Annotated in this window: 27 protein-coding genes and 1 pseudogene; 24 read left to right on the forward strand and 4 right to left on the reverse strand. The window is 65.0% G+C overall.

Features of this window, described 5'->3' with window-relative positions; all coding sequences use genetic code 11:
* The 15 genes and pseudogenes from K5L49_RS00645 to K5L49_RS00715 form a co-directional block, all read left to right on the forward strand.
* A partial coding sequence (locus tag K5L49_RS00645) for a hypothetical protein (RefSeq protein WP_223690132.1) occupies positions 1-288 on the forward strand: 288 nt, incomplete at its 5' end.
* Between the two features lie 73 nt (positions 289-361).
* A pseudogene (locus K5L49_RS00650) lies at positions 362-1,543 on the forward strand (phage tail tape measure protein); the annotation flags it as partial.
* 112 nt (positions 1,544-1,655) lie between these two features.
* Positions 1,656-2,531, forward strand: coding sequence for a hypothetical protein (locus K5L49_RS00655; RefSeq protein WP_223690133.1), 876 nt, complete (start codon positions 1,656-1,658; stop codon positions 2,529-2,531).
* A 276-nt stretch (positions 2,532-2,807) separates the two neighbouring features.
* Positions 2,808-3,281, forward strand: a complete 474-nt coding sequence (locus tag K5L49_RS00660; protein ID WP_223690134.1) for a hypothetical protein — start codon at positions 2,808-2,810, stop codon at positions 3,279-3,281.
* On the forward strand, positions 3,278-3,640 hold the full coding sequence (locus K5L49_RS00665; RefSeq protein WP_223690135.1) for a hypothetical protein: 363 nt from the start codon (positions 3,278-3,280) through the stop codon (positions 3,638-3,640). Before K5L49_RS00660 ends, K5L49_RS00665 begins: the two co-directional genes overlap by 4 nt.
* The gene (locus K5L49_RS00670) at positions 3,640-4,053 is read left to right on the forward strand and encodes a hypothetical protein (protein ID WP_223690136.1); all 414 of its coding nucleotides are present in this window, start codon (positions 3,640-3,642) and stop codon (positions 4,051-4,053) included. The genes K5L49_RS00665 and K5L49_RS00670 overlap by 1 nt, the downstream gene beginning before the upstream one ends.
* Entirely contained in the window at positions 4,037-4,327 is a 291-nt protein-coding gene (locus K5L49_RS00675; RefSeq protein ID WP_223690137.1) for a hypothetical protein, read from the forward strand. The genes K5L49_RS00670 and K5L49_RS00675 overlap by 17 nt, the downstream gene beginning before the upstream one ends.
* Positions 4,324-4,752 carry a hypothetical protein gene (locus K5L49_RS00680; RefSeq protein ID WP_223690138.1) on the forward strand — a complete coding sequence of 143 codons (429 nt, stop codon included), beginning with the start codon at positions 4,324-4,326 and terminating at the stop codon, positions 4,750-4,752. Before K5L49_RS00675 ends, K5L49_RS00680 begins: the two co-directional genes overlap by 4 nt.
* Entirely contained in the window at positions 4,749-5,609 is an 861-nt protein-coding gene (locus K5L49_RS00685) for a hypothetical protein (RefSeq protein ID WP_223690116.1), read from the forward strand. The genes K5L49_RS00680 and K5L49_RS00685 overlap by 4 nt, the downstream gene beginning before the upstream one ends.
* Before the next feature lie 8 nt (positions 5,610-5,617).
* On the forward strand, positions 5,618-6,196 hold the full coding sequence (locus K5L49_RS00690) for a hypothetical protein (protein WP_223690117.1): 579 nt from the start codon (positions 5,618-5,620) through the stop codon (positions 6,194-6,196).
* An 82-nt stretch (positions 6,197-6,278) separates the two neighbouring features.
* A complete protein-coding gene (locus K5L49_RS00695) occupies positions 6,279-7,043 on the forward strand; it encodes a M23 family metallopeptidase (protein WP_223690118.1) in 765 nt (254 codons plus the stop codon).
* Positions 7,044-7,074: 31 nt separating this feature from the next.
* Positions 7,075-7,539 (forward strand): hypothetical protein, encoded by a 465-nt coding sequence (locus K5L49_RS00700; RefSeq protein WP_223690119.1) that lies wholly within the window; start codon positions 7,075-7,077, stop codon positions 7,537-7,539.
* On the forward strand, positions 7,536-7,949 hold the full coding sequence (locus tag K5L49_RS00705; RefSeq protein WP_223690120.1) for a hypothetical protein: 414 nt from the start codon (positions 7,536-7,538) through the stop codon (positions 7,947-7,949). The genes K5L49_RS00700 and K5L49_RS00705 overlap by 4 nt, the downstream gene beginning before the upstream one ends.
* Positions 7,950-7,979: 30 nt before the next feature.
* Positions 7,980-8,864, forward strand: a complete 885-nt coding sequence (locus K5L49_RS00710; protein ID WP_223690121.1) for a collagen-like protein — start codon at positions 7,980-7,982, stop codon at positions 8,862-8,864.
* 2 nt (positions 8,865-8,866) lie between these two features.
* Positions 8,867-10,423 carry a hypothetical protein gene (locus K5L49_RS00715; RefSeq protein WP_223690122.1) on the forward strand — a complete coding sequence of 519 codons (1,557 nt, stop codon included), beginning with the start codon at positions 8,867-8,869 and terminating at the stop codon, positions 10,421-10,423.
* Here K5L49_RS00715 and K5L49_RS00720 read toward each other — a convergent pair.
* The 4 genes from K5L49_RS00720 to K5L49_RS00735 all read right to left on the reverse strand — a co-directional run bounded on the left by K5L49_RS00720 (position 10,420) and on the right by K5L49_RS00735 (position 12,627).
* Positions 10,420-10,557 carry a hypothetical protein gene (locus tag K5L49_RS00720; protein ID WP_223690123.1) on the reverse strand — a complete coding sequence of 46 codons (138 nt, stop codon included), beginning with the start codon at positions 10,555-10,557 and terminating at the stop codon, positions 10,420-10,422. The two genes, K5L49_RS00715 and K5L49_RS00720, sit on opposite strands and share 4 nt — an antisense overlap.
* A gap of 130 nt (positions 10,558-10,687) precedes the next feature.
* Complete coding sequence (locus K5L49_RS00725) at positions 10,688-11,185, reverse strand: hypothetical protein (protein ID WP_223690124.1); 498 nt, start codon at positions 11,183-11,185, stop codon at positions 10,688-10,690.
* 423 nt (positions 11,186-11,608) lie between these two features.
* Positions 11,609-11,953 (reverse strand): hypothetical protein, encoded by a 345-nt coding sequence (locus tag K5L49_RS00730; RefSeq protein ID WP_223690125.1) that lies wholly within the window; start codon positions 11,951-11,953, stop codon positions 11,609-11,611.
* A 335-nt stretch (positions 11,954-12,288) separates the two neighbouring features.
* Entirely contained in the window at positions 12,289-12,627 is a 339-nt protein-coding gene (locus tag K5L49_RS00735; protein ID WP_223690139.1) for a metalloregulator ArsR/SmtB family transcription factor, read from the reverse strand.
* 67 nt (positions 12,628-12,694) lie between these two features.
* Here K5L49_RS00735 and K5L49_RS00740 point away from each other — a divergent pair, with 67 nt between their 5' ends.
* The 9 genes from K5L49_RS00740 to K5L49_RS00780 all read left to right on the forward strand — a co-directional run bounded on the left by K5L49_RS00740 (position 12,695) and on the right by K5L49_RS00780 (position 21,686).
* On the forward strand, positions 12,695-13,603 hold the full coding sequence (locus tag K5L49_RS00740) for an NAD(P)H-binding protein (protein ID WP_223690140.1): 909 nt from the start codon (positions 12,695-12,697) through the stop codon (positions 13,601-13,603).
* A 140-nt stretch (positions 13,604-13,743) separates the two neighbouring features.
* Positions 13,744-13,929: a hypothetical protein gene (locus K5L49_RS00745; RefSeq protein WP_223690141.1), complete on the forward strand. Its 186-nt coding sequence runs from the start codon at positions 13,744-13,746 to the stop codon at positions 13,927-13,929.
* A gap of 155 nt (positions 13,930-14,084) precedes the next feature.
* Positions 14,085-15,281, forward strand: coding sequence for an ROK family protein (locus tag K5L49_RS00750; RefSeq protein WP_223690142.1), 1,197 nt, complete (start codon positions 14,085-14,087; stop codon positions 15,279-15,281).
* Complete coding sequence (locus tag K5L49_RS00755; RefSeq protein WP_223690143.1) at positions 15,278-16,453, forward strand: Gfo/Idh/MocA family protein; 1,176 nt, start codon at positions 15,278-15,280, stop codon at positions 16,451-16,453. Before K5L49_RS00750 ends, K5L49_RS00755 begins: the two co-directional genes overlap by 4 nt.
* A 78-nt stretch (positions 16,454-16,531) precedes the next feature.
* Positions 16,532-17,797, forward strand: a complete 1,266-nt coding sequence (locus tag K5L49_RS00760) for an ABC transporter substrate-binding protein (RefSeq protein ID WP_223690144.1) — start codon at positions 16,532-16,534, stop codon at positions 17,795-17,797.
* A complete protein-coding gene (locus K5L49_RS00765; RefSeq protein ID WP_223690145.1) occupies positions 17,797-18,756 on the forward strand; it encodes a carbohydrate ABC transporter permease in 960 nt (319 codons plus the stop codon). The genes K5L49_RS00760 and K5L49_RS00765 overlap by 1 nt, the downstream gene beginning before the upstream one ends.
* The gene (locus K5L49_RS00770) at positions 18,749-19,603 is read left to right on the forward strand and encodes a carbohydrate ABC transporter permease (RefSeq protein WP_223690146.1); all 855 of its coding nucleotides are present in this window, start codon (positions 18,749-18,751) and stop codon (positions 19,601-19,603) included. The genes K5L49_RS00765 and K5L49_RS00770 overlap by 8 nt, the downstream gene beginning before the upstream one ends.
* Before the next feature lie 11 nt (positions 19,604-19,614).
* Positions 19,615-20,643 (forward strand): Gfo/Idh/MocA family protein, encoded by a 1,029-nt coding sequence (locus tag K5L49_RS00775; protein ID WP_223690147.1) that lies wholly within the window; start codon positions 19,615-19,617, stop codon positions 20,641-20,643.
* Complete coding sequence (locus tag K5L49_RS00780; protein ID WP_223690148.1) at positions 20,640-21,686, forward strand: Gfo/Idh/MocA family protein; 1,047 nt, start codon at positions 20,640-20,642, stop codon at positions 21,684-21,686. Before K5L49_RS00775 ends, K5L49_RS00780 begins: the two co-directional genes overlap by 4 nt.
* Positions 21,687-21,762: the final 76 nt, after the last annotated feature.

A 21,762-nucleotide genomic window follows, 5' to 3' on the forward strand; every position in this document is an offset into this window, starting at 1 on the left:
GTCAAGGTCAGCCTCGTTGCTCAGGTTACCGGCTACATCCAGGGCATGGAGAAGGCCGCCAAGGCCACCCGGGAAACGGGTACTGAGGCCGAGAAGCTGGCGCAGAAGAAGGAAGAGCGCTCCAGCAGATTCGGCACCGCGCGGCATTGGCAATGGGTACCGTTGCTGCTGCTGCGTGCGCTCGCAATCAAGAAGTTCGCTGACTTCGATGCCCAGATGTCGCAGGTGCAAACCCTGTCACACACGCGCGCGCTGGCGAAATGGACCAGCTGCGCGACTCCGCATTGAACATGGGTCAGGCGATTGGGTTCTCCGCGAACCAGGTGGCTGACGCGGAGACTGAGCTTGTCAAGGCGGTGTATCAGTCAAGGACATCATCGGCGGCGGTCTCACTGGTGCCCTCACCTCGCGGCGGGCCGGTCAAATCAACGTCGCGCAGGCAACCGAGATCGCCGCAGTCGCTCTCACCCAGTTCGGCCTCAAAGGCAAGGACGTCCCTCACGTCGCCGACCTCCTCGCGGCTGGCGCCGACAAAGCACTCGGCGGCGTCGACCAGCTCGGACAGGCGCTCAACCAGGGCGGTCTAGTCGCTTCTCAGTTCGGCCTCTCGATCGACGACACCGTCGGCACCCTGTCGGCGTTCGCGAACGCTGGCCTTCTAGGTTCGGACGCGGGCACCAGCTTCAAGCAGATGCTCCTCTCGCTCGCCTCACCGTCGCAAAAAGCGGCGGAGACGATGAAGCAATACAACATCCAGGCATACGACGCACAGGCAACTTCGTCGGCATCACCCAACCTTGCCGGCCAGCTTCAGACGAATCTGAGTGGGGTCTCCCAGGCGCAGCGTGACTCGGCTCTCTCGATCATCTTCGGTTCCGACGCCATCCGCACGGCGAACGTGCTCTACAAGGAGGGCTCGAAGGGCATCCGTGGCTGGATTGACAGCGTCAACGACACTGGATTCGCCGCCGAACAGGCAAACGGCAAGATGGACAACCTCAATGGAGATCTGTCCAAGCTCGGCGCCGCATTTGACACTGCACTGATCAAAACTGGATCAGGGGCCAACGGAATCCTCCGCGACATCGTTCAGAACCTGACCTCTGCAGCCGCGGCGGTTGGCGAGCTCCCTGAGCCGGTTCTCGCGACTGGACTCGCGCTAACCGGCCTGGTCGCCGTGATCGGCCTTGTTGGCGGAGGGGCGCTGGTTGCGGTTCCAAAGATCGTGCAGTTCAAAAATGCTCTGGAGACGTTGACCGAGACTGGACCAAAGGCGGCCGCCGGCGTCTCCGCCGCAGGCTCAGCCGTTCGCGCGCTGCCATATGTGGCCGTTTTGCTGTGGCTTGCGCAGCTGTCCACTGGGTTCATTACAACCGCGCGCCAGGCACTCGGTCTTGAGCAATCGGTGAGCTCGATGACAAAGACCCTCACGGAATCGACGAAGCTCAGCAAGAAGACGATCGACCAACAGCTCAATGCAACCATCGTGGGCTTCAAGAGCGACATAAACGGCCTCTCTCAGCTCACGACAGTGGCTGGCTAGCTGGGGCGATCAAGTCGTCGGAGGATTTCATCGGGTCCCTCGAGGACTGGATGCCCGTCCTCAAAAAGCTGTCGGTGCCGGCACTGGCGATACTTCACGCAAAGTCAGCGACTTGGACAAGTCATTGGCAGCGATGGTCAAAGCCGGCAATGGCGACAAAGCCGCAGAGGCGTTCGAGTACCTCAAGACGAAAACGGACGGCTCCAAAGAGGCTCTCCGCAATCTGAAGAACCTGTTCCCGGAATATGCGGCAGCGCAGAAGACTGCCGCGAAGGCGACCGACGATAGCTCTGGGAGCACGGACGACGCGACCCAGGCGTATCTGGACGCGGCGGGCGGCGTCAGTGACCTCACGAGTCAACTCGCCGATTTGATCACTGAAATCAACAAAGCCAACGGCGTAGGACAGGACGCCGTCTCCGCGAACGCCGCCTATCAGGGTGCGGTCGCCAAGGTTGACGACACCATCAAGAAGGCGAAGAAGGGTGCCGAGGGGTACTCGCTTTCACTTGACGGCAACACGCAGGCTGGCGCCGACAACCTCGCGATGTTGTCTGATATGGCAGAAAAGTCGCAAGCGTCCGCGAAGGCGACGTTCGACGCGGACAACAACTCGCAGGCCTACGTAGCCAATCTCCAGGCCGGCCGGCAGGCGTTGATCGACCGGATCACTGACATGGGTGCAACTGCCGCGCAGGCGAGCGCCATCGCGGATCAGGTCTATAGGATCCCGACGCAGCGAGAAGTCGACATCATCGCTAAGACCGCCGAGGCAGCTGCACTAGTGCAGCACTTCAAGGACATGCTCGATACGATCCCGGGTTCCCGATGGTTTCGATTGGTGTCCAGGTGCCGGCATCGTCCAACCCGATCATCAATGCGCTCAAGGGCACGGGGAAAGCCACCGGTGGCGCAATCACCGGTCCGGGTGGGCCTCGGGATGACACGGCCGGTATCTACGCGCTGTCGAACGGTGAGCACGTCTTAACCGCATCCGACGTAGACGCGATGGGTGGTCAGCGCGGTGTGTACCAGTTCCGATCGCGCCTGCACGGCTACGCGGACGGCGGGCAGTGCCACGCACGTACGTTCCCGCATCGTCGTATGCCGGCGGTCCACGAACGTCTCGGTGTCACCACAGCTTTCGTTGCAGGGCGCTCGGATCGTTCTCGATGTCGGGGGTCAGCAGATCGAGGGTGTGATCCGCAATCAGATCGTCGCGAACGAGCAGAAGCAGGCTCGCAGAACACGGATGGGGTGACTGATGGCTTATGCGCCGACTCTGATTGTGTCGACGGATGCGGCGCCGTGTCCGCGCGCTGAGGTGTTGTTCACGTCGTTCGCGGCCGGTACCTCATCTGTGGATGTGTACCGTCTTGCTGCTGATCGTGAGTACCTTGTGCGTGGCGCGGTGAAGGCTGCTGTTGCCGGTGCGTTGTCGCGGATCGATTTCGAGATCCCGTTCGGTGTGCCGGTGCAGTACCGGGCGGAGATGTTCGACGCTGCGGGCCTGTCGCTCGGGTTCACGGACACTGCGACGGTCACGGTCGATGTGAGGGACACGTGGGTTCATAACCGCTTGACCCGCAGGGGGCGACGACGGTTGCGTTCCGCGGCAATGCGGCACGGTCGCTTGTTCGCCCGATTGAGGGTGACCGGGTGTGGCCGATTGGTCGAACTGTCGCGGTCATCGTGGCCGGGCAGCGGCGTGGAATCCAGGATGCTGTTCTCGACGTGATCGTTGACAGTGTCAACCAGGCCGACCGGTTGCAGGCAATGTTCGGCAGTTACGGCACCCGCACCACACCGGTGCTCTGTTACCGGATTGGTTCCACCGACCGGGTGCGTCTCCCTCGCCCGTTCTTTGCGGGCATTCTCAGCCTGGACGAGCAGGACCAGACGTACGTGTTGGGTGGGGAGAAGATCGCGTTCGGGATCACCGGTGACGAAGTGTCCCCGCCGACGCCGGCGCTGGTGGTGCCTCTGCTGACCCGTGCGGACCTGAATGCGGCGTTCCCGACGAGGGCGGCGTTGAATGCGTTCTTCCTGACCCGTCTCGAGGCGAACCGGGCGTACCAGTTCGCGGGGACTTCCTGATGCGGGCACATACGACGGTTCTCGACAAGGTTCTGACGGGGTCGCACAACCGGCGGTTGATCGTTGATGTGTTTCACGGGTCCGACCGGGTGATGCGTGGGCTTGAGCTGACCGAGTGGGAGCTCGAAGGCGATCTGACTCGGGATGTGAAGTTCTCCGGGTCGGCGACGATCGCGTACCAGTCGGTGTCGGGTGAGTCGTTGGTGCCGGTGGAGACCGAAGGTGTGTTGTCGCCGTTCAAGGCGCGTCTGTTGTTGACGATGGAGATCACCGCTGGCAGTTTCACTGAGCTGATCACATTGGGGTGGGCGCGGGTCATCACCGTCCAGTCTGGTGTCGACTTTGTGGCCGATACCCGGTTCGGTTCGGTTCGTTGTTGCGTCGGTGGTGCAGATCGTGTTCCTCGGTCTTGAGGAGAATGTGCGCCGGCGTGGGTTTCGTTCCCCGGAGCAGCCGCCGTCGCTGGTCTCCACGTATGCGGAGCTGCGGCGCATCACCGGGATGACGGTCGTCGCGACCGTTCCGGACAAGGCGATCCCGGCAGCGATCGTGTACGAGACGGCGCAGGGCGGCCGGCTGAACGGTGTGCAGGATCTGTGGGGGAACCTCGACTGCATCGGGGTGATCAACCAGTTCGGTGCGTGGGTGGGTGTCCCGAAAAGCCCCGGGTCTTCGTTGGTGCGTTGACGATCGGCGCGGAGGGGACCGTTGTCGATATCGGGTATGAGGTCGACACGGACACTGTCTACAACTGCGTCGTCGGCACGTTCGAGGACGCCGACCGGAACCCGATCTATTCGGTTGCGGAGGAGACGGTCGGCCCGCTTGCAACGTCTGGGTATTACGAGGAGAACACCCGCTACTACTCGTCGCCGTTGGTGACGACGCAGGCCGGCGCGGACTCTGCGGTCAGGGCGATCCTCACTCAGTCGATCGGCGGGCAAACGTACGAGGTCCCCATTTCGTGCATTGCGAACCCGGTGATCGAGTCCGGTGATGTGCTGCGTGTCCACGGGCACACGCGCCCGCTCAAGGGTCGGATGATCCGCTGGCGGATGACGCAGGCGGCGCTGATGGACGTGACCTTGGAAGTGCAGAGGAGCCTCACGTGAGAACCGCGACCGACATCCTCGCCGACCGGGTCAAAGACCTCCCCGACGTGGACAGGCGCACCGCGATCTTCGCCCGCATGGACGGCAACCTCGCCGTCGTGAACACCGGCCCCACGACGATCAGCATCCCCTGTGTCGGGTTCTACCCGCCGATCCCTGGCATGGCCGTCCAGCTGGAACGCACCGCCGGACAATGGAAAGTGACCGGCCCTGCTGTGGCGCAACCAGCTATTGGGACGATCTCCGCCACCGGCACCCCGCAGGCGACTGTCACGATCGGCGGGAAGCAGTTCCAGCTGTACTACCGGTCCGGGTACACGCCCTCGATCGGTGACCAGGTCGAGGTGAACTGGGCAACCGGTGTCATCCAGGGTAAGATCACCGGGTCGAACACCGGCACCGACCCGGGCACCAACCCCGGCGGCGGCGCAACCCCACTGCCCACGTCCCCGATCCTTGCCTCCGACTCCGGCCAGTTCCGGTCGAGGTGGCAGGGCAACGACCCGCGCGCCTCCGACAGTGTGTCAGGGGCGTGGGTCTACAACGGCCGCGTCGCCGCAGCACTCACCGGCGCCACGGTCACGAAGAGCGAAATTTACCTCCCGCTGCGCGCCCAACTCGGCGTGTGCAACATCGGCGTCCACACCTCCGCGACCCTCCCCAGCGGATGGGTCGGTATGAGTCTCTCCACCCCGCTCAACCCGCGCGGCGGGTGGGTGACCCTCCCGCTGTCGTTCGCCGCGACACTCGCTGCCGGCGGTGGGATCTCGGTTGCGTCCGGCAACGGCGACAACCAATGGGCGGGTACCCAGTCCGACCCTCTCTCTGGCGCGCTGCGCTTCCAAGGAACCCGATAGGAGCCCCGATGTCCGCAGACAGATACGGCACGAAAGGTCAACCGCAGTTCGATGCCGTTGGTGCACCAGCGATCGACGTCGACCCCTCATCTGTCGCGGACTACGCGGCGACTGTCGGGAACCACATCGTCGGAACCACCGCGCAACGCAACGCGAACGTCGTGCCCGGCCCCTCCGGGAAAGCCGTGTGGGACGGCCTATATTGGTCCGACACCACAGACGGGTGCACGTACAAGAGGATCGCTGGTGCGTGGGTGCTCCAGCTGAAGGACACCGGGTGGTTGCCGTTGACCCTCGTCTCGTCGTGGGTCGATTACGGATCGTCCGCGTACGGGCCGCCCCGATACCGGGTTATGAATGGTCAGACCCATGTGTCGATCATGATGAAGTCGGGAACGATCGCGTCGTCCACGCTCTTCACCACCCTGCCTGCCGGGCTACCGGGCACAACAGTCCTCAAGTGGGGTATTGGCTCCGGTGGTGTCCTCGTCGGCATCTCGGTCACACCTGACGGCAGGATGACCTTCGTCACCACTGCCAACGGAACGTACACAAACGTGTGCATCAGCTTCCCGGCTGATCAGTAGGCAGACGCTTAGCCTCTGCCCGTTCGAACACTCTCCGGCCCTGCAAGTGCGGGGCCTTTCGCATGTGAGGAAGCGCGAGCCGATGCCCGAGTACATTTACCCCACCTACGCGCACACTGCGTCCGATCAGGACGGCACATGGCAGGGCCACAAGGACCGCACACCGCCGAGCGTGAATCCGGGCATGGACTACGCCTGCGCGTACGGGTCGGTTGTCGTCGCCGCGAAAGCTGGGGTGATCCGCGTCGCCGATTCGACGATGGGCGGCAGCGGCGGACGGCTGGTGTACATCACCCATCCCGATGGCGACGAAACCCAGTACCTGCACCTGTCCCGGATCGACGTGACCGCAGGCCAGACGGTGACCCAGGGGCAGCAGATTGCCCTGTCGGGTGCGTCCGGGTTCGGCTCAGACCGCTATTACGGCCCGCACTGCCACGTGTCCCTGTATCTGCACGGGGTGAACGTCGATTTTCAGAAGTACGTCAACATCACCGACTCTCACGGTGGGGGCGGATCGAACAAGGAGGACGAATTGTCTGCAGCAGAAGTGGCGGAGATCAAAGCGCACGTCACCGCCGAAACCAACCGGCTTGCCGAGTATGTGCGGCGGGAGTCCCGGATGCGCCTGTACAAGAACAGCGCCACCGGCCAGTTCATGGCTGCGTCGATCCTGTCGGGCCGGTACGAGATCCTTTCCGGTCAGTCGGAGGTCGACTCGCTCGTGAAGAACGGGTATCTGGAGATCGCGAACGGTGACGCCGCGACCCCGCAGATCGTCGACGACCTGCGCTGGCGCAACATCATCGCCAAGTGCCCGGTGAACATCAAAGCCATCGCCGGCTGATCCCTCTCTCAACCCTGAGAGGGGGTCCTAGATGAATCTGCCCGGATGGTTCATCGACTGGGCGGGGGATGTCACTCTCGCTCAGGTCGTGATCTGGATTGCGATCATCGTTTTCCTGATCTGGATTCTGCGGAAGTCGTGGCCCGGTCTCCGAGCCGCGATCAAACTCACCGACATCTTGTCTGCGCTCCCGGCGTTCATGGAGCAGACGAAGAACACGCTCAGCGAGCAGGACCAGAAGATCGCCGAGATCCACCACGAGACCCACAACAACAACGGGTCGTCGATCAAGGACTCCACCGACCGTATCGAGCTCGGTGTGAGGGGACTGTTCGACCGGGTCGGGATTCTCGAGGAGACGACACGTTCCCTGATCACCAGCGACGCCGAACTGCGCAAAGACACTGCCAACCTTCGCCGTGAATTCGACGACACCCACCCGCGGTCTGCAATCGAGCACCTCCGTGACAACCCCACCCAGCAAGGAGAATCATGAGTAAACACACCGCCGTCTCCGGCGCCATCTGGTTCCCGAACCAGCGCGTCATCCGCACCGTCCTGTCCGGCATCATCGCCGCGATCCCGACTCTCGTCGTCATTGCGGGTGTCCTCGCCGACCAGTGGCCGGTGCAGTGGCTCCTCGCCACCGTCGCCGCTCTCGTCGCGATCCAGGGTGTCCTCACCCGGGTCATGGCGATCCCGGGCGTGAACGCGTGGCTGACTGGGCTCGGTGCCGGGTCCGCACCTCGCGAGGCGGCACTGAATGTTGACGGTTCGTACGTGGTCACCACTGTTCCCCAGTCGGTCACGGACGCGGTCCTCGCTGCGCATGCGGACAAGACGCCGGAGCAGAAGTCCGCGGACGAACAGTTCGCGGCTGGGCGGCTGGCTTCCGGTAACGCGTAATCCACCCAGCGACTTGAACGAGGAGGACTCATGCCCCAGGTGACCATCGGCGCCGACGATCTCGCCCAGGCCGGCCTCACCCCGGCCGAGGGTGATCGGTTCATGTTCCGGTTCGCGCAGGTCGCTGTCGGCGAGACGCGTGTGACCTCGACCGACACATGGACGGTCACCCTCGACGAGGCGGGTAACGCCAGCACGAGTGTTCCGCAGACGCCTCCCGGCAACGCGGTCGTGGTGTCGTCGTCTCTGCGCGGGTTCCGCACGACCTACGTGGCCGGGTACCCGAACACGGACACCACTCTCACCGAGCTCCTCACCGACTTCACCGTCAACCCGAGCACGCTCGCACCGACTCCGGCCACGGATGCGTGGTGGGTGGCTCTACGGACTCTGCAAGCGCAGGTCGACGCTATCGAGGGCGGCGGGCCGGGTGGGCCGGGCGATAAGGGTCCTACCGGTGACAAGGGCCCGGATGGGGACCGCGGCCCGCAAGGTTTCCCCGGGGACAAAGGTCCAGTCGGCGACCAGGGACCGATCGGAACGAAGGGTGCCACCGGCGATCTCGGTACCAAGGGTGCCACGGGCGATGCTGGCCCGGTCGGAGACAAAGGTCCGATCGGTGGTCGGGGCCCGGTTGGTGATGCCGGTACGAAGGGTGCAACGGGCGACAAGGGTCCGGCCGGGGACAAGGGGCCCACGGGTGATCAGGGGCCGACTGGCGCGGCCGGCACCATCACCGCGGCGGCGATCACCGACTCCACCGTGATCGGGCGCACGCTCATCACGGCGTCGACCGCGGCGGCCGTGAAGGCGGCGGCCGGGCTGGGGAGCGTGACCAACATCGCTGTGACTCTTCTCGGCCCGTCTGATCCGGTGCCAGGTGGTACGCCTCCGGGCCTGATCGCGCGAGGGTAGACATGAGCATCCGTCCCGCAATCGTCACCATTGGTGCGACGGCGGCAGCGACCAGCGCGAACAACATCGTGCTGGCGCGGCCCTCCGGTATCCAGGTCGGCGATCTCCTCATGGTGGAGGCGTCGAACTCGAACCAGCCGCCGTCCGACTGGACCATCCCGTCCGGGTGGACACGCGAGGGCACCCCGTTCGTGGTCAACGACGCCGACCAGCGCGGCACCGGCCTGTTCATCCTCAAGGTCGACACCGCCGGTGTGCTCGCCGCGCTGCCAGCGTCGTGGACGTTCACCTTCCCCGGAACAGCTCGCATCCTCGGCGGCATCCAGGTCGTGCGGTACGTCGACCTTGCCGCGCCCATCGGCGGGTTCCCGGCGAAGTCCACCACCTCCGGCCTGGCCCGGGTCATGCCGTCGTTCACGGTCGCCCGCAACAACTCGTTGCTGGTGCTCGCGGCAACGAATCAGGTCACCTCCCCGAACCCGGCGACGGCGACCGTCACCGACGGCACGGTCACGAGCGTTCTCGACCTTGCCACCCCGGGCGACACGACCGTTACCCGCACCGCGTTGAAGGTGTGGACGAAGCCCGTCGACGCCGGCGCATCCGGCAGCCAGACCGTCACCTGGACAGGTGCAGCCACCGGCGCCGCGGTCATGGGGTTCGCCCTCAACCCGCTGCCCGACCCCGGGTTCGCCTGGTCGATCTGGGACGGTACCACCGAACGCCCAGCGACCGTCACCATCTGGGACGGCGCGACCGAGAAGCCCGTCACCGGGGTCGGCTACGTTCCGAGAAACCAGACCGTCTCCCAAATGCTCGCAAGCTCCTCGTGGATCAGATGGGCGCACCGGTTCGGGTCCCGCAACTGGGTTGAGTTCTCCGCCCGCGCTGCCCGCGAGGCCGCCGTGTACTGGCAGGTCGACGCGCTCGAAGTGAGCGTCCACGTGTCCGCGTCACCCGACGGCGGCACCACGCCAGGCACGTTCTGGTGCTCCCACGACGCCTACCTGGACCGCATGGTCCTCGGTGTCCCGGGCGGCACCACCCTCCCAATCGTGTCCCTCACCGACACGCAGATCCGTACCTACACGCAGACCGCCGCATTCACGGATGTGCCCGGCCAACCGTCGGAGCCGTTGCTCACCCTCGACGAGGTCGACGCCCTCTACCCGGGCGTCATCCTCGTGATCGAGGACAAAACCTACGCGAATCAGGTGCGGTTGCGCGCATGGATCGACGCGCACGGTGGGGCTGCCCGCATCATCTGGAAACAGTCCGGGGCGGGCACACGCTCGCCCAGCTCAACCGGGCTCATCGCCTGGGGGTACTTCTTCGACACTGACATGGCGAGCTTCACGGCCAAGCAGGCGCAGTGGGACTACGTCGGCCTCGATTACCAGTCATCCGACGCGACAATCACGGCAGGCGTTACGGCCGCCGGCGCTTCGCGGTGCATCCACCACATCATCCCGAACACCGCCCAACGCGACAGGATGCTCGGCCTGGGCGCGCGCGGCCTCATGGTCGCGAACGTCCGGGACTGCGTCCCGCGCCCCTAGTCGACGAGGATCGCGTTGATGATGAACCCGGCAGGGATTCGTCGTCTCGCTTCGGCGATGCCCGCGACGTAGTCAGCACATTCGACCACGATCTCGTCACCGAGCTCGACCGGGTCTGAACCCTGTCTCTGCACCCGCAACCTGACCTTCACACCGCCAACGATACGGTGAGCTACCGTCATTGCCTGCCAAAGAGAAACCCCCAGGGTGGGTAAGTCCCCGGGGGTCAGTTCTCATTGCGGATGAGGTTGGGATGTTCGGTTCTTAGACGGCTGCCTTTCTCGGGCGTCCACCACTGGTGTTGCGGGTTTCAAGCCAACGCTCCACAGCATGCCGTCCCATCAACGGGCCCTGAGCGGTCTCAATGACCGGACTCGGGAATCCGTTGATGGAAGCGAACTGCCGTGCACGCTGACGAGAGACACCAGCCATATCTGCAATCTCCGCATAGCCGACAACCTCCGGAAACAGAGGCCGTTCGAGTTCTGCGTCGACTGCTGCTTCGGAAAGTACTTCCAGCCTGGTCACGTTGATCGAACCGAGTGTCGATTCGGCCGTGGTCGTGACGAGACGGGATGCTTCCGTGGCTGCGTCGAGAGGCGTCGCGGCCTCTACCGAGAGGACGACAGTTCCTCCGGTGAGGTCGTGCTCAACACTCATCGCCGCCCCGTGGTTGGTCAGCGCGTCAATGGTGTCGAAGGCCGCATCTTCCGTGAACGTAGTTGCGCTCACGAACGACACACTGGCCTGCCAACTAGTCATTGCTTTGTCCTCTCTGATGGGTGAAGTTGAGGGGTACTCCCAAAGGGATGTTGTGTTAGGTTGAGGGGAAAGCCGCCCTGTCAAGTGACTTTCCCCCCAACCTCATCCGCTTACTGGTTGTATCCGCGCTGTCTCAGCAGCGAGAGGGTATTTGCATACCATCTGTGGTCGGACGGTGTTCCATGAATCAGAACGGCCGTCAGGGTTTTGTTCGGTGGATAACACATCCATCCCTTTTTGGTGGGGACGATCCGCCAACCCTGTTCTTCCAGCGATTCGATAAGCGGTTTGATTCGCTTGTCGATCGGGGGTACCTCCTCTCTATTTAGTTGTCGATGACAATACTATCATAAAACTTGTCAATGACAAGAGCCCTGGCCTTGCCGCTCTTCGGAGTAGCAGGGCCGGGGCTTTTTCGTGGTTCTACGCCCTCTTCTGGGCCCGGTAGAAGCGCAGCAGCTCGGCTGGCGCAGGTTCCGGTGTCGTGTCCTGTCGGCCCGTGCCAGCGATATGCCGCTGCCAATCCGCGAGGGCGATACTGAAGTCACGCGCAGCGGACGCAGCATCATCGAGGGTGCGCCAATACCCGATGAGTACCCGGTCCTCGGATCGCGGCGCGGCGGTCACGACTCGGAACCATTCCTCGCGGGTCTTCCCGTCACCGACGACGAGACGGCGGATGATCGCATACGGTTGCAGACCACCGACCGCTGTCATCGCCCACTCAACCGGGGTGGCTTCGCTGGACGGTCTCCACTCTGCGGGCACGACGGATACTCCTCTCCAAGGGGTGGGGAGCAGCACCGGCCCGCTGCGGGGACGAGTCTACGACGGGACGCCGACAGCGACATGCCTGTCACCAAGCGTGGATTCATCACGATCCAGTATTTACTCGGTACTTTGGGTCACAAATCCTCACCAGTAGTCACCAATTGGGAGAGTGGTGGGGGAGTTCATCCCCGGTAATTCACTACTAGACATGAATCGATGCCACTCCGCGTTAGCGCGGCTCTGGAACAGTGGGTTCCGGGTTCAAGTCCCGGGGGTGCACCACCATCACAATCGCAGTCGTCGTACAGCCGCGTGCTCCTTGGGGCCCCTGATCACGCCTCGCCCGGACGACTGCTCGCGCGTTCGGGGCTGCGCTTCCGAACCTCGCGGAGCACGATCTGCTCAGGGCAGACTGTTGAGAGGAAATCGCCGACCGACAGTGCGAGCCGGTCGCTCACGAGCGAGTAGAGGATGCGATTGGCGTCCCGACGCTCCGAGACGAGGCCGGCCTGGCGCAGCACGCTCAGGTGGCGGGAGATGGTCGGACCGGTGGCGTTGAACCGTGCGGCGATCTCACCGGCGGCGAGTTCGCCGTCTTTGAGGTCTTGAAGGATCTGCCGCCGGGTCGGGTGAGCGAGAGCGGCAAAGATGTCGGTCGCTGAATCTGCCATGTTTGCAATATAGCACTATTGCTAAATAGAATTTAGCTCTATTGCTAATAAGCGAAGGAGCGAGACCATGCGGGTAGCCATCACCGGCGGTACCGGATTCGTCGGGCGTCATCTCGCCGAACGACTGGATCCAGCGGACACTGTGATCGTCTCCCGTCGCACCGGCGTCCGGATCGACGACGTGGACGCTCTGGCGGCGGCCTTCGCGGGCTGCGACGTCGTCGCGCACTGTGCGGGCATCAATCGCGAACTCGGCGACCAGACATTCGAACGCGTCCACGTCGAGGGCACCCGTTCCGTCGTCGAGGCCGCCCGCCGCGCAGGGGTGAAGCGGATCGTCATGGTCAGCTTCCTGCGGGCGAGACCCGATTGCGGGTCGGCCTATCACGAGACGAAGTGGGCAGCCGAAGAGCTCGTGCGCCGCTCGGGGATCGACCACACGATCCTCAAAGCGGGGATGGTCTTCGGCCCGGGCGATCACCTGGTGAACCACGTGACCCGTGCCGTGCGAACGGTCCCGCTTTTTGCGACCGTCGGCTTTCGGGAGCGAACCGTTCGGCCGATCCCCGTCGATGACGCGATCGATGTGCTGATCGCCGCGATCGAGGGTCGCATCTCCGAGCAGACGGTCGCCGTCGTGGGAGCGGAAGAGCTCACGCTCGGGGAGGCCGTGCGCCGGATTGCGCGCGTCGCCGGGCGCAGGCCCATCTACTTTCCCGCCCCTGTCTGGAGTATTCGAGCGCTGGCGCAACTGACCGAATGGACGATGGTCGTCCCGCTCGTCGCCAAGGCGCAGGCCCGCATGCTCGACGAAGGCGTCAGTGTGCCGGCGCCGTTCGCGCCCGAGCCGCCAGAGGACATCCGTCCCTCACGCCCGTTCAGCGACGAGCGGATTCGCGCCGCGCTCCCGGACGGTCGATTCGGCCTCGACGACCTGCGGATCATGAAACGGTGGTCGGGAATGCGTCGGCGTTAGGCGTCTTCGTCACCGTGCTCGCATCGCCTCTTCCGGTTCGTGCGCGACGGATCGCCGAACCGGCGTCATGATCAGCGTGCTCGCGCGTCTCTCAGTCGTTGATTTCGTCGTCGAGGGAAGAGGGCCCGATGGAGCCGTCCGTGAACATGCTGCTGGTCACAGTGGAGCATGCCGAGGTGTACCGGTCGCAGTCGGGGGAGACGATCGCAGTTCGTTGCACCTGCGGGCTCGGGCGGGATCACAGCTATGCGGAGTGGGTGGAGGCGATGGCGTTCCAGGATGTGGCGCGTGCTCGAACCGTTCTCGCCCCGCGATCACGGGGGTAGGGCGCCGCGGATCGGGAGGCTGATATACCCGAATACGCAACCCGCTTTGTTTGTATTGTCGAATCCCTTGACCCTCGCCAATGGGTCGTGGTTTACTAACCGGAACAAATTACGCAACGCGCTTTCTTTGTAAATCAGTGATGGAGCTGACCGGTATGGCACATGTCGAGCGGGCCTTGGAGCCTGAGGCTTCCCGACTACGGGCGGCGAACGCCGCGCGGTGCGCGCTCGCGCTCCGTGACGGCGGCCGGGCCACAGTGGCGCAGGTCGCGTCGCGCTCCGGCCTGTCCCGTCCGACTGTCGAATCCGCCCTCATCCAGATGGGGGAGCGCGGAATCGTCCGCGCCGTCGACGAGCACACGCTCGGCGGGCGCGGCGCCGGCCGGCCGGCCCGCATCTACGAATTCGTCGGCGACCTGGGGTATGTGGTCGGCGTCGATGTCGGCATCCACCGAATCCGGGTCGCCGTCTCCGACCTGGCCGGTGTCGTCGTCGCCTGGGCCGACGAGCCGGTCGAGACGAGCGTCGCCGGGCCGGGGCGCATGCTCGGCGTGAAAGGCGCCATCGGCCGCTGCCTCGAAGCGGGCGGGATCGATCGGGGCAGACTGGTGGCCATGGCGGTCGCCGTCTCCGGGTTGGTCGGCGAAGACGGGCGGCTCATCGTCTCGCGCAACTTCCCCGATTGGGAGGGCGTCGACATCGCCGGGCACCTCCGCGCCGAGTTCGGCTGCGAAGTCACGGTCGAGAACGACATGCGACTCGCGGCCTTGGCCGAACACCGGATGGGCGCCGCCCGGCTGATGACGGATGTCGTGTACTTCTTCGCGGGCCACCGCATCTCGATGGGGCTCATCATCGGGGGTCGCCTGCGGCGCGGGAGCCACAGCGCGGCCGGCGAGATCGGCGACATCGTCTTCTCCAAACGGGTGAACGAGCTCGGCCAGCTCACGTGGAGCACCGCAGAGACCGGCGAAGAGGTGTTCCGGCGGGCGATCGACGGCGACGCGGACTCGCAGGCCGAGATCGAACGGTTCGTGGGCGGACTCGCCACCGGCATCGCGACGGTGGCGATGGCGATCGACCCGGATGTGGTCGTCGTCGGTGGTGGACTCTCCCGAGCCGGCGAGGCCCTGCTCGCTCCGCTTCGGCGGGCCGTGCTGGCGGCCATCCCGTTGCCGATCCGCCCGTCGATCATCGCCTCAGAACTCGGAGCGGAGTCGGTGGTGCTCGGCGCCGTCGTGCTCGCGTTCGCACTCTCCTCCGAAGCGCTCTACGGCGTCGAAGAGATCCAGGAACCGCAGATCGATGTCGTGGGCGCGCGGGCGCTCGCAGAAGGGGCCGTTCGTCCATGACCAAGCAGGAGACACGTCGACCGTTGCAGCTCGCTGTGATCGGAGTGGGGGCGCGGTCGGAGATCGCGTCGCACGCCGTCGCCTCGGGCGCAGGCGAGATCGTCGCCGTGGCCGATCCGAGCACTGCCGCGCTGGAACGCGCGAAAGAGATGTTCGGCGCCGGCATCCGCACGTTCGCCGGTCATCGCGACCTCCTCGCCGGAGACGTTCCGCTCGACGCGGCCTTCGTCACCTCGCCGGATCACACGCACGCCGAGATCGCGATCGACCTGCTGCACGCGGGGATCGCGGTCTACCTGGAGAAGCCGCTCGCCATTTCGCTCGTCGATGCCGACGCCATACTGGCCGCTGCGGCCGAGAGCGGAAGCAAGCTCTACGTGGGCCACAACATGCGCCACATGGCCGTCGTGCGTCTCATGCGGGAGATCATCAAGAGAGGCGACATCGGCGAGGTGAAAGCGGTGTGGTGCCGCCACTTCGTCGGCAACGGCGGCGACTATTACTTCAAGGACTGGCACGCCGAACGCGCCAAGTCGAACGGTCTGCTGCTGCAGAAGGGCGCGCACGACATCGACATCATCCACTGGCTGGCCGGCGGGTACTCGACGCTGGTGACCGGGATGGGCGATCTGACCGTCTACGGAGACATCGACGACCGTCGGGACAACTCGGACCGCACGATGCCGGACTGGTTCTCCTTCGCGAACTGGCCGCCCCTCAGCCAGACGGAACTGAACCCGGTCATCGACGTGGAAGACCTCTCGATGGTGTCGATGCGGCTCGACAACGGTGTGCTCGCCTCGTACCAGCAGTGCCACTTCACCCCCGACTACTGGCGCAACTACACCGTCATCGGAACCGAGGGACGGCTCGAGAACTTCGGAGACACGGACGGCGGCATCGTGCGCGTCTGGAACCGCCGCACCGGCTACGACGCCGACGGGGACGTCGAGTACCGCGTGCGCGGCGACGCCGGCGGACACGGGGATGCCGATCAGCTCACGGTCGGCGAGTTCGTCGACTTCGTGCGCGACGGCGCCCACACCGAGACGTCCGCCGTGGCGGCGCGCAACGCCGTTGCCACCGCTGTCGCCGCCACCGAATCGCTGCGCGACGGTTCGAGACCGCGGCGCGTCTCCGCCGTCGACGAGCGCGTCGCGGCGCGGTTGTAACGAGAATTCCCGGGTCGGCGGCTCTAACCCGCCGACCCGGGAGGCACCAGAAAACATCCCCACATTCAAGGAGAACCAATGCGAAAAGCCATGCTGGCCGCAGGAGTCACGGTTGCTGCCGTCGCTCTGCTTGCGGGCTGCTCATCCAACACCGGTAGTGGATCCGATACCACCGCTGATCATAATCTGTCGGCATCGATCTCCTACGCGTTCTGGGACGCCAACCAGAAGCCCGCGATGGACAAGCTCATCTCGGACTTCAACAAGGAGTACCCGAAAATCACGGTGACCGAACAGGTCACGCCCTACCAGAACTACTTCACCAAACTGCAGACGCAGGGGTCATCGAAGACCCTGCCCGACGTGTTCTGGATGAACGGACCGAACTTCCAGCTCTACGCGTCGAATGGCCTGCTGGAGCCGGTGAGCTCCGCGGTGCAACCGTCCAACTATCCGGCCGCCCTCAACGAGCTCTACAGCTACGACGGTAAGCAGTACGGTGCGCCGAAGGACTTCGACACGATCGCGGTGTACTACAACAAGGCGGTCTTCGACAAGGCCGGCGTCGCCTATCCCACCGCCGATTGGACCTGGGACGAGTTCCACCAGAAGGCCAAGGCGATCTCGGACAAGCTCAAGAGCGAGGGCGTCTACGGGGTGGCGAGCGGTCTCTCCGGCGGCCAGGAGGTGTACTACAACACCATCTTCCAGGCCGGCGGTTCTGTCGTCTCCAAAGACGGGAAGAAGTCGGGATACGACTCCGCCGAGTCGATCAAGGGCCTGCAGTTCGTGCGCGACCTGATCGCCGACGGTTCGTCCCCGACGCCGTCGCAGTTGTCTGACACTCCTCAGGACCAGTGGTTCATCAACAGCAAGTCGGCGATGATCTGGTCGGGCACCTGGCTCAACTCCGAGCTGCTCAAGTCGCCGATCAAAGACACGATCGCGCTCGCCCCGCTGCCCAAGGGTGAGAAGAACGCCACGGTGATCCACGGTCTCGCGAACGTCGTGGCCAAGGATTCGAAGAACAAGGCGGCGGCGGTCGCGTTCCAGAACTACCTTGCAGGCAAGCAGGCCGCGCAGACCCAGGCGGAGATGGGCGCGGCGAACCCGGCCTTCAATGGAACGCAGGAAGCCTTCGTGAAGACGGCGCCCTGGGATCTGAACATCTTCGAGAAGGCGGCGGCCGACTACTCCTACCCGTACCCCATCTCGAAGAACACGGCGGCGTGGAACAAGCTGGAGAACGACCTGCTCCCCGACGCCTTCGATGGCAAGCGGCCGGTGGCCGAGGTGGCCAAGCAGCTCGCGACCGAGATGAACGCGGCGCTCGCCAAAGAGTGATGTCGATCCAAACCGCTAGCAAGGATGCGGGTGCCACCGAGAAGTCGGTGGCACCCGCCCCTCGGGTCGCGCGCCCGAAGTCGCGCGCCAAACGGGCTGAGATGTGGTGGGCGGCGCTGTTCGTGCTGCCCCTGCTCTTCGGGGTCGTCGTCTTCTACATCTGGCCCATCCTCCGCAACGCCTATTTCAGCTTCACCACCTGGGGCGTCTTCGGCGGTGCCACCTGGAGCGGGCTGACCAACTACGATGCGATGCTCGCCGACCCCATGTTCTGGCGGTCGATCCTGAACACCCTCATCTACGTCGGCTTCCTGCTGCTCGGGATCCCGCTCGCGGTGATCTTCGCCAGCCTCATCAACCGGCCGGGACTCCGCTTCGCCGCGCTCTACCGCACGGCGTTCTTCCTGCCATACGTCGCGATGCCCGCCGCCGTCTCGATGGTCTGGCGGATCATCTTCAACGGCGACTTCGGCATGCTGAACTACGTGCTCTCGCTCGTCGGCATCAAAGGTCCCAACTGGCTCTCGACCGAGTGGATCGCCCTCATCGCGGTCGGCGTGGTTGGCATGTGGATCTCGCTCGGCTTCAACCTGATCGTGCTCTCCGCGGGCATGAAGGGCATCCCTCCGGAGATGTACGAAGCGTCGTCACTCGACGGCGCCAGCCCGCTGCGACAGTTCTTCTCGATCACCGTGCCGCTGCTCAGCCCGTCGATCTTCTTCGTCTCGGTCATGACCGTCATCACGGGGTTCCAGCTGTTCGACCTGCTCTACGCCTTGATGGGAACGCAGAACCCTGCCATCAACAACACGCAGTCGATGGTCTACCTGTTCTTCGCGCACCAGCAGACCGGCGACAACGGCTATGCGGCCGCAGTCGGTGTGGCCATCCTCCTGCTCGTCGGCGTGTTCACCATCCTCCAGTTCCGGATGCAGAAGAAGTGGGTGACCTATGTCTAGTGCCATCGGAGTGCGATCAAAGTCGGGGAAGGCCCGCGTCGGCACCGGCGTGACGCACGTCATCCTCATCCTCGCCTCGGTGCTGATGATCTTCCCGTTCGTCTGGCAGATCCTCATGTCGTTGTCCACCAACTCGCAGGTCACCTCGGTTCCGCCGACGCTCTGGCCCGGAACGCTGCACTGGGAGAACTTCGCCCACGTGTTCGACCAGCTGCCGTTCCTGAACCAACTGTGGGTGTCCGTGGCCGTCACGCTGATCCGCACGGTTGGTCAGCTGCTGCTGTGCTCGATGGCCGGGTACGCGTTCGCGCGCATGGAGTTCCCGTTCAAGAAGACGATCTTCGGTCTGGTGCTCGCCATCCTCATGGTGCCGCCGCAGGTCTACCTGCTGCCCCAGTACCAGATCATCCAGGGGCTCGGTTGGCTGAACACCATCGCCGGCATCGCCGCCCCGGGCATCTTCAGCGCCTTCGGCACCTTCCTGATGCGTCAGTTCTTCCTCGGGCTCCCGGATGAGCTGTCAGAAGCCGCAAGGCTGGACGGCGCGAATCATTTCCAGATCTTCTGGAAGGTGATGCTGCCGCTGGCGAAGCCAGGACTCTCGGCGCTCGCGATCATCACCGTGCTCGCGTCGTGGAACGACCTGCTCTGGCCGCTCATCGTGGCAACCGACTCGACGCAGATGCCGCTCTCGGCCGGCATCGCCACCCTCACCGGTCAACGCTCCATCGCCGACTACCCCCTCTTGCTCGCGGCGAGCCTCCTCGCGATGGCTCCCGTGCTCATCCTGTTCCTGCTGATGCAGAAGCGCGTCATCGACGGCATCGCATCCTCGGGCATGAAATAGAAAGACATCACGTGAACACACTCCGAGTCGGCCTCATCGGTGCCGGCGGAATCTCCCATGTGCATGCGGCGGCCTGGCGCGAGCTGGGCGCCCGGGTCAGCGTGCACTCGCACGTCGGCGCCGAGGCGCTCGCCGAGCAGTACGGCTTCACCCTGGCACCGAGCCTCGACGAACTGCTCGCCGCCGTCGACATCGTCGACATCGTGACGCCGAGCAACACCCATCGTGATCTCGCGCTCGCGGCGATCGCGGCCGGAAAGCACGTGGTGTGCGAGAAGCCGTTGGCGACGACGGCGGAGGCCGCCCGGGAGATCGTGGCGGCCGCGCAGGCGGCGGGCGTTCAGGTGTACCCCGCGCATGTCGTGCGGTTCTTCCCCGACTACTCGAAGGTCGAAGAGCAGGTGACCGCGGGACGAATCGGCACGCCGGCCGTTCTGCGTTTTGTCCGCGGCGGGGAGGCACCGAGGTCGGGTTCGTGGTTCTTTGACGAGTCCGCCGGCGGCGGGATCGTGCTCGACCAGATGATCCACGATCTCGATCAGGCACTCTGGTTGGCCGGCCCGGTCACCGAGGTCTACGCCGTGCAGAGCCCGGCGAGTGTCAACGGTCGTGTTCCCGAGGTCGTGACGGCCCACGTCGTGCTCACGCACGCCGGTGGCGCGATCAGCCATGTCCAGGGAACCTGGGGCGCGCGTGGAACGGTCTTTCGCACGAGCGCGGACATCGCCGGCACCGCGGGCGTGCTGGCCATCGACTCCGGCATCGATACCCCGACACTGCTGGAGGTGCCCGAGAACGGCGACGCGCACGGCTACCTGCCTCCGGCAGCGCACGCCGAGAGCCCTTACACGACACAGCTCCGCGAGATCGCGGAAGCCTTCGCGGGAGGCCCGGTGCCGCGGGTGACGCCGGCCGACGGCATCCGTGCGGTCGCGCTCGCCGAGGCGGCCGCCGAGTCGCTGCGCACGGGTCGCGTGGTGGGGGTCGATCTGGCCGCTGCAGTGGCCGGGCCCGAAGTGAAGGCGAGCGTCGAAGCATGACCACGAACGGAGGATCCCTGGTGACCGAACGACCGAAAACGAAGATCGCGGTGCTCTCGTTCGCGCATCCGCACGCCATCGGATACTGCCGGTTGCTGGCCGCGCGCGACGACGTCGAGCTTCTGACCACCGACCCCGACGGTGCGACAGCCGGTGACGCAGCCCCGCGGGGCGCGGACCTGGCCGGGATGCTCGGCGTCCCCTACGCGGAGAGCTACGCCGAAGCACTGGCCTGGGCCCCGGATGCAGTGGTCGTCACCGCCGAGAACGCGCGGCATCGCGAGCTGGTGGAGCTGGCTGCCGGCGCCGGTGCGCACATCCTGTGCGAGAAGCCCCTGGCGACCACGGTGGATGACGCGAAAGCGATGGTCGCCGCCGCAGAGCTGGCCGGGGTGACCTTGATGACGGCGTATCCCGTTCGCTTCGCTGCGTCGTTCGTCGATGCCCGCGACCGTGTGCGCGCCGGTCAGCTCGGCACGATCATCGGCGTGAAGGGTACGAACAACGGCAAGATCCCGCTCGCAGATCGCTCGTGGTTCACCGATGAGACGCTCTCCGGCGGCGGGTCACTCGTCGACCACGTGGTGCACTGCGCCGACCTCCTGGACGAGCTCTTCGGTGCGCTGCCGACGTCGGTGCGGGCGGTCAGCAACCGGATGCTGCACGCCGACTCCGGCGTCACGGTGGAGACGGGTGGCATGGTGACCGCGATCTATCCGGGAGGCGTCGTCGCCACGATCGACTGCTCCTGGAGCGTGCCCGACAGCTCGCCGACCTGGGGCGGGGTCACCCTGCAGATCACCGGCACGAAGGGACGCCTGACGATCGCGCCGTTCGTGCAGCATGTGCGCGGGTACGATGCAGCGGGCGAGATCTGGGAGTCGGTCGGCGACGACCTCGACCGGGCGATGTTGGCCGAGTTCCTTGCCGCGGTGCGAGACGGGCGCACGGCCACCCCTGACGGGCGGGTCGGCGTGCGCACCCTGCAGGTGGTGGATGCGGCGCAGCGTTCGGTGCGCAGCGGCCAGCCGATCCTGCTCTAGTCGACGACGGGTCGCGACGCGCTGCTGAGGTCGGTGCTCACGCGGCGTGTCGCAACCCTCGCCGAGGGACGGGAAC

This window comes from Leifsonia poae, assembly GCF_020009625.1.
GTDB classification, from domain to species: domain Bacteria; phylum Actinomycetota; class Actinomycetes; order Actinomycetales; family Microbacteriaceae; genus Leifsonia; species Leifsonia poae_A.

What these genes read in the sequence shown, in the direction of transcription:
- K5L49_RS00660 (WP_223690134.1), top strand. Translation starts at nt 2,808, where the DNA reads ATGGCTTATGCGCCGACTCTGATTGTGTCGACGGATGCGGCGCCGTGT.
- K5L49_RS00670 (WP_223690136.1), top strand. Translation starts at nt 3,640, where the DNA reads ATGCGGGCACATACGACGGTTCTCGACAAGGTTCTGACGGGGTCGCAC.
- K5L49_RS00690 (WP_223690117.1), top strand. Translation starts at nt 5,618, where the DNA reads ATGTCCGCAGACAGATACGGCACGAAAGGTCAACCGCAGTTCGATGCC.
- K5L49_RS00695 (WP_223690118.1), top strand. Translation starts at nt 6,279, where the DNA reads ATGCCCGAGTACATTTACCCCACCTACGCGCACACTGCGTCCGATCAG.
- K5L49_RS00700 (WP_223690119.1), top strand. Translation starts at nt 7,075, where the DNA reads ATGAATCTGCCCGGATGGTTCATCGACTGGGCGGGGGATGTCACTCTC.
- K5L49_RS00705 (WP_223690120.1), top strand. Translation starts at nt 7,536, where the DNA reads ATGAGTAAACACACCGCCGTCTCCGGCGCCATCTGGTTCCCGAACCAG.
- K5L49_RS00710 (WP_223690121.1), top strand. Translation starts at nt 7,980, where the DNA reads ATGCCCCAGGTGACCATCGGCGCCGACGATCTCGCCCAGGCCGGCCTC.
- K5L49_RS00715 (WP_223690122.1), top strand. Translation starts at nt 8,867, where the DNA reads ATGAGCATCCGTCCCGCAATCGTCACCATTGGTGCGACGGCGGCAGCG.
- K5L49_RS00725 (WP_223690124.1), bottom strand. Translation starts at nt 11,185, where the DNA reads ATGACTAGTTGGCAGGCCAGTGTGTCGTTCGTGAGCGCAACTACGTTC.
- K5L49_RS00735 (WP_223690139.1), bottom strand. Translation starts at nt 12,627, where the DNA reads ATGGCAGATTCAGCGACCGACATCTTTGCCGCTCTCGCTCACCCGACC.
- K5L49_RS00740 (WP_223690140.1), top strand. Translation starts at nt 12,695, where the DNA reads ATGCGGGTAGCCATCACCGGCGGTACCGGATTCGTCGGGCGTCATCTC.
- K5L49_RS00750 (WP_223690142.1), top strand. Translation starts at nt 14,085, where the DNA reads ATGGCACATGTCGAGCGGGCCTTGGAGCCTGAGGCTTCCCGACTACGG.
- K5L49_RS00755 (WP_223690143.1), top strand. Translation starts at nt 15,278, where the DNA reads ATGACCAAGCAGGAGACACGTCGACCGTTGCAGCTCGCTGTGATCGGA.
- K5L49_RS00760 (WP_223690144.1), top strand. Translation starts at nt 16,532, where the DNA reads ATGCGAAAAGCCATGCTGGCCGCAGGAGTCACGGTTGCTGCCGTCGCT.
- K5L49_RS00765 (WP_223690145.1), top strand. Translation starts at nt 17,797, where the DNA reads ATGTCGATCCAAACCGCTAGCAAGGATGCGGGTGCCACCGAGAAGTCG.
- K5L49_RS00770 (WP_223690146.1), top strand. Translation starts at nt 18,749, where the DNA reads ATGTCTAGTGCCATCGGAGTGCGATCAAAGTCGGGGAAGGCCCGCGTC.
- K5L49_RS00780 (WP_223690148.1), top strand. Translation starts at nt 20,640, where the DNA reads ATGACCACGAACGGAGGATCCCTGGTGACCGAACGACCGAAAACGAAG.